Below are 9816 nucleotides of genomic sequence, written 5' to 3'. Positions count from 1 at the left end.
GCCGGGGCCCCGACGGCCGGCCGACGGGACCCCGGGCGCGGTTCGCGTCAGTGGAAGGTGTGCTCCGGGGCGGGGAAGGTACCGGACTGCACGTCCGCGGCGAACTCGCGGGCGGCCTCGCCGAGGACGGCCCGCAGGTCGGCGTACTGCTTGACGAACTTGGGCACCCGGCCCGCCGTCATGCCGGCCATGTCGGTCCAGACGAGGACCTGCGCGTCGGTGTCCGCACCCGCGCCGATGCCGACGGTCGGGACGGCGAGCTGCTCGGTGACCCGGGCGGCCAGCTCGGCGGGCACCGCCTCCAGGACCACCGCGAAGGCGCCGGCCTGCTGCACGGCCTTGGCGTCGCGCAGCAGCTGGTGCGCCGCCTCGTCGCCGCGGCCCTGGACCGGGTATCCGCCGAGCGCGTGCACCGACTGCGGGGTGAGCCCGATGTGCGCCATCACCGGGATACCGGCCTCGACCAGCAGCTCGATCGCGCGGGCGCTGCGCTCGCCGCCCTCCAGCTTGACCGCGCCGACCCCGGCCTCCTTCATCAGCCGGACCGCGTTGTGCATGGCCTGGGCCGGGGACTCCTGGTACGAGCCGAACGGCAGGTCGGCGACGATCATCGCCCGCTTGGTGCCGCGGACGACGGCGGCGGCCAGCATGACGATCTGGTCCATGGTCACCGGCACGGTGGTCTCGTAGCCGAGGTGGCAGTTGCCGGCGGAGTCGCCGACCAGCAGAACGGGGGTGCCGGCCTCGTCGAAGACGCCCGCGGTGAGGGCGTCGTAGGCGGTCAGCATCGACCACTTCTCACCGCGCTGCTTGGCGCCGGAGAGGTCGCGGACGGTGACGCGGCGATTGGTGACCCCACCGTAGAGGGTGGCGGTCGACGCCTGGTTCTGGGCAGGCGAAGGCGAAGAAGCGTTCATCGAACAGGCTCCTGAAAGGTTGTCGTCTCGTGGCGCCGTGCGGCGTCCCCGGATCCCCTCCATGCTTGCACGCCCCGGCGCGGGCGCAAAGAGGCGCGCAAGCCGTCCGGTGCGATCCAGGACACACCGGACCCCCGGGCGCGGACCGGGCGTGACGGGCGCGTGCCGGGTGCGGAGCTTTGCCCGGTCTTTACGAAACGGATTCGTCTCGTATCGAAAAGGGCGCTACGCTGACCGAGGGGGTTACGAGACGTAAGCGGCTCGGAAATACCCGCCAGTGTCACGCCGTACCACGGACGGGAAAACCAATGACCACCGCAGCCGCGCCACCCCGCGTGCCGGAAGCCATCCACCGCCGGCGCTGGGCGATCCTGGGCACTCTCGTGCTCGCCCTGCTCGTCGTCGTGCTCGACAACTCGATCCTCAACGTCGCGATGAAGACCATCGCGTCGCCGGCGCCCACCGGGATCGGCGCCAGCCAGAGCGACCTCGAATGGTCGATCAACTCGTACACCCTGGTCTTCGCCGGGCTGCTGTTCACCTCCGGCCTGCTCGGTGACCGCTTCGGCCGGAAGCGGGCCCTGCTGGCCGGCATGGCGGTCTTCGGGATCGCCTCGCTGCTCTCCGCGATGGCCAGCACGCCGGCCGAACTCATCGGCTACCGCGCGCTGATGGGTGTCGGCGGTGCGCTGGCGATGCCCGCCACGCTCGCCATCATCATGAACGTCTTCGAGCGGTCCGAGCAGCCCAAGGCGATCGGCATCTGGGCCGGCGCCGTCGGCCTGGCCATAGCCATCGGCCCGATCACCGGCGGCCTGCTGATCGAGCACTTCTGGTGGGGCTCGGTCTTCCTGATCAACGTGCCGGTGGTGATCGTCGCGCTCGTCGCGATGGTGCTGCTCGTCCCCGAGTCCAAGGACCCGAAGCCGGGCCGGCTCGACCCGATCGGCGTGCTGCTCTCCATCATCGGCCTGGTGGCGCTGATCTACGGCATCATCAAGGGCGGCGAGCTGGCCGACTTCACGGTCGTCGAGGCCTGGGGACCGGTCCTGCTCGGTGTGGTGGCGCTGGCCGCCTTCGTGGTCTTCGAGAGCCGCACCGAGAGTCCCGCGCTGGACATCAGCTGGTTCCGCAACAGGGTCTTCAGCGCCTCCGTGGTCGTCATCGGCGTGGTCTTCTTCGGGCTGATGGGCGTCTCGTTCTTCGGCGTCTTCTACATCCAGAGCGTGCGCGAGTACACCGCGCTGCAGGCCGGCCTGCTGATGCTGCCGCTGGCGGTCGCCCAGCTGCTGTTCGCCCCGCGGGCCCGCCTGGTGGTCGACCGGTTCGGCGTCCGCGCCACCTGCGCCGGCGGCATGGTCCTGATGACGGCCGGCTTCCTCGGCTACATGCTGCTGAGCGCCACCACCCCGATCTGGGTGCTGGTCGTGCTCGGCCTGCTGATGGGCACCGGCATGGCGCACGTCATGCCGCCGGTCACCGTCGCGATCATGGGCTCGCTGCCGCGCGAGAAGGCCGGTGCCGGCTCGGCGGTCAACAACACGTTCCGCCAGGTCGGCGGTTCGCTCGGGGTCGCGGTGCTCGGCGCCGTGCTCTCCGCCGTCTACCGCGACGGCATGTCCGACCGGCTGGCGCAGCTGCCCACCGAGGAGCTGCGGGAGAAGGCGGGCGAGTCGCTGGAGGCCACCCGGGCCGTCGCCGGGCGGCTCGGGGAGAAGGGCCAGGACCTGATCGGCCCGGCGAACGACTCCTTCATCCACGCCATGCACGTGGTGGCCGGGCTCTCGGCCGGGATCCTCGCCGTCGGGGCCCTGCTGGCCTGGTTCCTGCTCCCCGGCCGGGTGCCGGCGGGCGGCCCGGCGGGCGGGCCGGCGGGGCAGGACGGTCCGGGCGCGGCGGCGGCCGGCGGGCAGCGGCTCCCCGGCCAGAGCGGCCCGGACCGGAAGTCCGCCGTCGCGGACGCCTGACCGTTCCGGCGGGTGCCCGGCCGTGCCGGTGGGCTCCGGACCGTGCCGGTGGGCGCCCGGCCGTAACGGCGGGCGTCTGACCTGCGGCACCGCTGAGCGAGAATGGGGGCCCTGCCCGCTTCGGAACGTCCGGAGCGGCGGGGCCGCCGTCCGTACCGGGGTCTCGGCCCGTCCCGGTCGTGGGCGGGAGAACCGGGAGTGGAGCGACGTCGTGTGTCCGCGAGGAGCCAGGGAGAAGAGCGGGATGAAGACGGACCCCACGGCCGAGCCGGCCTCCGTCGGGCCGCGGCGCGGCCGACCCCGCAGCGAGGCCGCCGAGCAGGCCATCTTCGCCGCGGTCGAGGAGCTGATGGCGGCCGGCACCAGCCTGTCCGCGCTGACCATCGAGGGCATCGCCACCGCCGCCGGCGTCGGCAAGGCCACCATCTACCGGCGCTGGCCCAACAAGGAGGCCCTGCTGGTCGACATGCTCCACCGGATGGAGGCGCCGGTCCCCGAGTCGAGCGGCGGCTCCGCGCGCGACGACCTGATCGCGATGGTCGAGTACATGCGGATGCGGGGCCTGGCCAAGCGCTCCCGCTGGGTGCTCAAGGTCGCGCTCGGGCAGATGCAGAGCTGGCCCGAGCTGCACACCGCGTACCGCGAACGGGTGATCGGCCCGCGCCGGGAGCTGGCCCGGCAGGTGGTCCGCCGGGGAGTCGCGGACGGTCTGCTCCGGTCCGACCTCGACGAGGAACTGCTCGGCGACATGCTGCTCGGGCCGATCCTCGCCCGCAGCATCCTCTGGGACGACTCCGACCTGGAGGACCCGGAGCTGGCGGTCCGGATGGTCGACGCCGTCCTGGAGGGACTCGGCGGCCCGGCGTTCCGCGCCGGGGGTTCCTGAACCACCCCGGCGGGGCCGGGGCGGGCCGTGACCCGGCCGCCGTCGGTCCGGTCACCGGCCCGCGTCGCCGGTCCGCCCGGGTCGACGTGGCATGGCTCACCAAACCCGGCCGCGCCGGAACCCCGGTCCACCGGCCGGACGTCTGTCCCGGCATAGGCTGAGCCGGGAATCCGACCAAACCGGCACCAGTCCGGCACGTCGCCCGCCGCTCGGCGGCGGCGGACATCGGACCGGACAGACGGCGTGAAAGACGGGAGCCACGGTATGGCGCAGGCGGACAGGACGGATCTCATGGCGGCGGCGGAGGCCGGTGACCAAGGGTCCGCCCGGCGCCCGGCGCCCGGCTTCCTCGCCCTGCGCGGCTGGGGCCGGGACGCCCGGGGGAGCCGTACCTGGCGACGCGGCCTGGTGGTCGCCGCCCTGGCCCTGCTGACCGCGGCGCTGCTGGCGTTCCACGCCGAGGTGCCGAACAGCGTCGGCAACCTGGGCAGCCTGCTGGAGACCTTCCTGCCCTGGCTCGGCCTGGCCGTGCCGGTGCTGCTCGTCCCCGCCCTGCTGCGGCGCTCGGCCACCGCACTGATCGCCCTGCTGCTGCCGGTGGCGATCTGGGTCAACCTGTTCGGCGGCCTGCTCACCGACAAGAGCGGCGGAGCCGGCGACTGGACGGTCCTCAGCCACAACGTGGCCGCCGGGAACACCGACCTGCCGAGCACCGTACGGCTGCTGGAGGAGTCCGGCGCGCAGATCGTCGCATTGCAGGAGCTGGAGTCCAAGGCGCGGCGCACCTTCGAGAACGAGCTCGCCGACACCTACCCGTACCACGCGGTCGAGGGCACCGTCGGCCTCTGGTCGAAGTACCCGATCGGGGAGGTCGCGGTGGTCGACATCAAGATGGGCTGGACCAGGGCGTTCCGCGCGCAGGTCACCACCCCGCAGGGCCCGGTCGGGGTGTACGTCGCGCACCTGCCGTCGGTCCGGCTCAGGGCCGAGGGCGGCTTCACCGTCAACCAGCGGGACGCCAGCGCCCAGGCCCTCGGCGACGCCATCCAGGCCGACCCCCTGAAGAAGGTCCTGCTGCTCGGGGACCTCAACGGCACCATGAACGACCGCAGCCTGGCCCCGATCACCTCGCAGATGCGCTCGGCCCAGGGCGCCGCCGGCGACGGGTTCGGCTTCAGCTGGCCGGCGGCCCTCCCGATGGCCAGGATCGACCAGATCATGAGCAAGGGCGGCCTGAAGCCGACCGACTCCCGCACCCTGGACCGGGACGGCAGCGACCACCTCGCGGTGGCCGCCACCTACCGGTACCGGTAGGCCACCTACCGGTACCGGTGACCCGGTCCCGCCGTGCCGCTCCCGGTCAGCCGCGCCGCCACCGGTTGGTGATCGGGAGGCGGCGGTCCCGGCCGAAGCCCTTGACCGAGATCTTCGGGCCCGGCGGGTACTGCCGCCGCTTGTACTCGGCGGTGTCGACCAGCCGGACCACCCGGTCGACCACCGCCGGGTCGAAGCCCGCCGCCACGATCGCGTCCCGGCCCTGGTCGCCCTCCACGTAGAGGCCGAGCACGGTGTCCAGCAGGTCGTAGTCGGGCAGCGAGTCGGTGTCCTTCTGGTCCGGCCGCAGCTCGGCGGACGGCGGCTTGCTGATGGTGTTCTCCGGGATCGGAGGCACCTCCCCGCGCCGTTCGGCCTCCTCGTTGCGCCAGTGCGCCAGCCGGAAGATCAGCGACTTGTAGACGTCCTTGATCGGGCCGTACGCGCCCACCGAGTCGCCGTAGAGCGTGGAGTAGCCGACCGCGAGCTCGCTCTTGTTGCCGGGCGCGAGCACGATGTGCCCCTCCTGGTTGGAGATCGCCATCAGCAGGGTGCCGCGCAGCCGGGACTGCAGGTTCTCCTCGGCCAGACCGGTCAGGTCGGTGGCCGCCAGGTAGGCGTCGAACATCGGGGCGATCGAGACCGTCCGGAAGTTCAGGCCGGTGCGGCGGGCCAGCTCGGCCGCGTCGTCACGGGAGTGCTGCGACGAGTAGCGGCTCGGCATCGAGACGCAGTACACGTTCTCCGCGCCGATCGCGTCCACCGCGAGGGCCGCCACCAGCGCCGAGTCGATGCCGCCGGAGAGACCGATCAGCACCGAGCGGAAGCCGTTCTTGCGCACGTACGCCCCGGTACCGGCGACCAGCGCCGCCCAGATCTCGGCCTCGTCGCTCAGCCGCGGCGCGACCTCGGCCCGGGGCGCCGGCGCGGCGCCGGCCGTCCCGGCCGTCCCGGCCAGCTCGGTGCGGACCAGGTGCAGGCCGTCGGCGAGCAGCAGCCCGTCGGTGTGGTCGCTGCTGGCGGCCGGCAGGTCGAGGTCCAGGACCAGCAGGTGCTCCTCGAACTGCGGCGAACGGGCCAGCACGTCGCCGTCCGTGCCGACCACGATCGAGTCGCCGTCGAAGACCAGCTCGTCCTGGCCGCCGACCATGTTCACGTACGCGAGCGCGCAGCCCGCCTCGGCGGCCCGGCGCCGCACCAGCTCCAGCCGGACGTCGTCCTTGTTCCGCTCGTACGGCGAGCCGTTGATCACCAGCAGCAGACCGGCCTCGGCCTCGCGGGCCGCGGTCACCCGGCCGCCGTCCTGCCAGATGTCCTCGCAGATCGCGAGCGCGACGTCCACGCCGTGCAGGCGCAGCACCGGCAGCTGGTCGCCGGGGACGAACCAGCGGAACTCGTCGAACACGCCGTAGTTCGGCAGGTGGTGCTTGGCGAAGCGGGTGACCACCTCGCCGTGGAACAGCACCGCCGCGCAGTTCTGCGGCGACCCCGCCGGCCGGCCGAACCGGGGCGAGGCCTGCTCGGACCGCCCGAGGTACCCCACCAGCACCGGCACCTCGCCGAGCCCCTCGCCGGCGAGCCGTTCGGCCAGTTCGACCAGTCCGGACCGGGACGCCTCCACGAACGAACGGCGCAGGGCGAGGTCCTCGACGGGGTATCCGGTGAGGGCCATCTCGGGGAACGCGACCAGCTGGGCACCGGCCTCGACGGCCTGCTTGGTCCAGTGCACCACCTCATCGCTGTTGCGTGCGATGTCACCGACCCACGGGTCGGTCTGGCAGAGGGCGAGACGGAGATTGGGCATGCCCCCGAGTGTAATCGTCGATCTGACGCAATGTCTCGGCCGGGGTTGCCGCTGCCTTCGGCCGCGGCGATCCGCCATGATGGGGGTCAGTCGCTGTCGGGGTGGTTTCCGGGCGTAACACGAACGTAAAGAGCAGAGGTGAGACTGTCCCCATGGGCAAGCAGCAGGAGTTCGTGCTTCGGACGCTCGAAGAGCGTGACATCCGGTTCGTCCGGCTGTGGTTCACCGACGTGCTGGGGTTCCTGAAGTCGGTCGCGGTGGCGCCGGCCGAACTGGAGCAGGCGTTCGAGGAGGGCATCGGGTTCGACGGCTCGGCGATCGAGGGATTCGCCCGGGTCTACGAGTCGGACATGATCGCCAAGCCGGACCCGACCACCTTCCAGATCCTGCCGTGGCGCTCGGAGACGCCCGGCACGGCCCGGATGTTCTGCGACATCCTGATGCCGGACGGCTCGCCCTCCTTCGCCGACCCGCGGTTCGTGCTGAAGCGGACCCTGGAGAAGGCCTCCGCCCAGGGCTTCACCTTCTACACGCACCCCGAGATCGAGTTCTTCCTGCTGAAGAACCTGCCCGGCGACGGCACCGCGCCGATCCCCGCCGACCAGTCGGGCTACTTCGACCACACCCCGCGCGGGGTGGGCCACGACTTCCGCCGCCAGGCGATCACCATGCTGGAGTCGATGGGCATCTCGGTCGAGTTCTCGCACCACGAGGGCGCGCCCGGCCAGCAGGAGATCGACCTGCGGTACGCCGACGCACTCTCCACCGCCGACAACATCATGACCTTCCGTCTGGTGATGAAGGAGGTCGCGCTGGAGCAGGGCGTGCACGCCAGCTTCATGCCGAAGCCCTTCTCCGACCACCCGGGCTCGGGCATGCACACCCACCTCTCGCTGTTCGAGGGCGACCGCAACGCCTTCCACGAGTCCGGTGCGGAGTACCAGCTCTCCAAGGTCGGCCGCTCCTTCATCGCCGGCCTGCTGCGGCACGCCGCCGAGACGGCCGCCGTCACCAACCAGTGGGTGAACTCCTACAAGCGGATCTGGGGCGGCTCGCAGCGCACCGCCGGCGCCGGCGGCGAGGCCCCCTCGTACATCTGCTGGGGGCACAACAACCGCTCCGCGCTGATCCGCGTCCCGATGTACAAGCCGGGCAAGCAGGGCTCCACCCGGGTCGAGGTCCGCTCGCTGGACACCGGCTGCAACCCGTACCTCGCCTACGCGGTCACCCTGGCCGCCGGCCTCAAGGGCATCGAGGAGGGCTACGAGCTCCCGCCCGGCGCCGACGACGACGTCTGGGCGCTCACCGACGCCGAGCGCCGGGCCCTCGGCATCCAGCCGATGCCGCAGAACCTCGGCGAGGCCATCGACCTCATGCAGCGCAGCGAGCTCGTCGCCGAGACCCTGGGCGAGCACGTGTTCGACTTCTTCCTCCGCAACAAGCGCCAGGAGTGGGAGGAGTACCGCTCCGAGGTCACCCCCTTCGAGCTGCGGAAGAACCTCCAGGTGCTCTGAGGCTGACGCCGAGTCAAGGACCCCCGGGCCCGCTGTCGTTCGAATGGATGACGGCGGGCCCGCCGTTCGGGTGGGTGCGAACCCCGATGGCGGAATGTGAGGAGAGTGTGACGGTGGGTTGTGATCCGATAAGCGTGATCAACCCCTCCCACCTGAAGAGGACCGCATGCCCTCCTCCATCGTCAGCCGCGCCGCCGCCTCCCGTCTGATCGCCCGCCGGATCGGGATCGCGGGGGTCGCCGTCGCCGCCGTCGCGGGACAGTTGCTGTCCGGCCCGGTCGCCGACGCCCGCGGGTCGGGCCCGAAGGGCCCGGAGCTGCGCGCCGACACCATCGCCTCGAACCCGCTGCCCTTCACCACCCGGTTCCAGGGAGACTTCCACGGGTCGGTCACCCGCATCAGCAACTCGCTGATGACCTGTGACGAGAGCCAGCCCCCGGTCGACCCGGCGCAGCCCGCCTGCGCGGACGCCCGCACCGGGGCGGGCAGCCGCCCGATCAACAACAACTACCAGATGAAGTACATCAACATCGATCCCGGTTCGGTCGGCCCGCTGGGCGACCCCATCTACTCGGCCAGCTCCGCCGACCTCGGCCTGCTCGAAGGCTCCCAGGTCAAGTACGCCCGGCTGTACTGGGGCGGCACCCGGGGCATCGGCGACACGGTGCTGCCGGAGAGCCAGATCGACGAGATCTACCTGAAGTTCCCGGGCGAGAGCCAGTACCGGAACATCGAGAACGACCAGCCGTCCATCGGCTACATCACCACCTCCGAGGAGAGCAGCTACCAGGCCTCCGCCGACATCACGGACCTGGTCAAGCAGCACGGCAACGGCACCTACACCGCGGCCAACATGGACTCCGTGGTCAAGCCGCACAGCTGGGGCGGCTGGACGATCGTGGTCGCGTACGAGAACCCGTGCAAGCCGCTGCGCCACGTCCACCTGTGGGACGGCTTCCAGGTCGAGCTGCCGGACAGCCCGCCGCGCGAGTTCACACTCGGCGGGCTGCGGACCCCGGCCACCGGTCCGGTCGCGGGCAAGCTCGGTTTCGTGGTCTACGACGGTGACCTGAAGTGGACCGGCGACACCCTCGCCATGAAGTCCACCAACGGTCCGCTGACACCCTTCCAGGACGTGAACCACCCGGTCGACGACTCGTTCAACTCCACCATCGAGGAGCTGGCCCCGGCCGACCAGTTCGCCCGGAACCCGTACAACCGCAACAACTTCGGCTACGACTCCAACCGGTGGGACATCTCGCCCTACCTGCGCAACGGGGACACCGACATCTCCATCAAGTTCGACACCGACAAGGACGGCTACGACCTGGGCGTCTTCTACGCCTACGTGAACCTGGACGGCTCCGCGGAGGGCTGATCCCGCGTCACCGGCGAGCGCCGCTGCCGCACCACC

General features: G+C 71.5%; 7 protein-coding genes. 5 read left to right on the top strand and 2 right to left on the bottom strand.

The annotated features are described in order from the left end of the window. Positions 1 to 47: 47 nt before the first annotated feature. Entirely contained in the window at positions 48 to 917 is an 870-nt protein-coding gene (panB, locus tag ACFWOG_RS36210) for a 3-methyl-2-oxobutanoate hydroxymethyltransferase (protein WP_380363616.1), read from the bottom strand. Between the two features lie 308 nt (positions 918 to 1225). Here panB and ACFWOG_RS36205 point away from each other — a divergent pair, with 308 nt between their 5' ends. The 3 genes from ACFWOG_RS36205 (at position 1226) to ACFWOG_RS36195 (ending at position 5084) form a co-directional block, all read left to right on the top strand. Then, positions 1226 to 2884: an MFS transporter gene (locus ACFWOG_RS36205; RefSeq protein WP_380363614.1), complete on the top strand. Its 1659-nt coding sequence runs from the start codon at positions 1226 to 1228 to the stop codon at positions 2882 to 2884. 244 nt (positions 2885 to 3128) lie between these two features. Then, entirely contained in the window at positions 3129 to 3770 is a 642-nt protein-coding gene (locus ACFWOG_RS36200; RefSeq protein WP_329878806.1) for a TetR/AcrR family transcriptional regulator, read from the top strand. 264 nt (positions 3771 to 4034) lie between these two features. Beyond that, positions 4035 to 5084, top strand: a complete 1050-nt coding sequence (locus ACFWOG_RS36195) for an endonuclease/exonuclease/phosphatase family protein (RefSeq protein ID WP_329951641.1) — start codon at positions 4035 to 4037, stop codon at positions 5082 to 5084. A 46-nt stretch (positions 5085 to 5130) separates the two neighbouring features. Here ACFWOG_RS36195 and ACFWOG_RS36190 read toward each other — a convergent pair whose 3' ends face one another. Continuing rightward, positions 5131 to 6888, bottom strand: a complete 1758-nt coding sequence (locus tag ACFWOG_RS36190; RefSeq protein ID WP_329951642.1) for an NAD+ synthase — start codon at positions 6886 to 6888, stop codon at positions 5131 to 5133. 152 nt (positions 6889 to 7040) lie between these two features. On the opposite strand from ACFWOG_RS36190, the gene ACFWOG_RS36185 reads away from it, so the two are divergent. Beyond that, the gene (locus ACFWOG_RS36185) at positions 7041 to 8402 is read left to right on the top strand and encodes a glutamine synthetase family protein (protein WP_329878801.1); all 1362 of its coding nucleotides are present in this window, start codon (positions 7041 to 7043) and stop codon (positions 8400 to 8402) included. A gap of 166 nt (positions 8403 to 8568) precedes the next feature. Further along, the gene (locus ACFWOG_RS36180; RefSeq protein WP_380363611.1) at positions 8569 to 9780 is read left to right on the top strand and encodes a hypothetical protein; all 1212 of its coding nucleotides are present in this window, start codon (positions 8569 to 8571) and stop codon (positions 9778 to 9780) included. Positions 9781 to 9816: the final 36 nt, after the last annotated feature.

Source organism: Kitasatospora sp. NPDC058406, from assembly GCF_042722765.1.
Taxonomy (GTDB): Bacteria; Actinomycetota; Actinomycetes; order Streptomycetales; family Streptomycetaceae; genus Kitasatospora.
This window is presented reverse-complemented; position numbering and strand designations above follow the sequence as displayed.

What these genes read in the sequence shown, in the direction of transcription:
- panB (WP_380363616.1), bottom strand. Translation starts at nt 917, where the DNA reads ATGAACGCTTCTTCGCCTTCGCCTGCCCAGAACCAGGCGTCGACCGCC.
- ACFWOG_RS36205 (WP_380363614.1), top strand. Translation starts at nt 1,226, where the DNA reads ATGACCACCGCAGCCGCGCCACCCCGCGTGCCGGAAGCCATCCACCGC.
- ACFWOG_RS36200 (WP_329878806.1), top strand. Translation starts at nt 3,129, where the DNA reads ATGAAGACGGACCCCACGGCCGAGCCGGCCTCCGTCGGGCCGCGGCGC.
- ACFWOG_RS36195 (WP_329951641.1), top strand. Translation starts at nt 4,035, where the DNA reads ATGGCGCAGGCGGACAGGACGGATCTCATGGCGGCGGCGGAGGCCGGT.
- ACFWOG_RS36190 (WP_329951642.1), bottom strand. Translation starts at nt 6,888, where the DNA reads ATGCCCAATCTCCGTCTCGCCCTCTGCCAGACCGACCCGTGGGTCGGT.
- ACFWOG_RS36185 (WP_329878801.1), top strand. Translation starts at nt 7,041, where the DNA reads ATGGGCAAGCAGCAGGAGTTCGTGCTTCGGACGCTCGAAGAGCGTGAC.
- ACFWOG_RS36180 (WP_380363611.1), top strand. Translation starts at nt 8,569, where the DNA reads ATGCCCTCCTCCATCGTCAGCCGCGCCGCCGCCTCCCGTCTGATCGCC.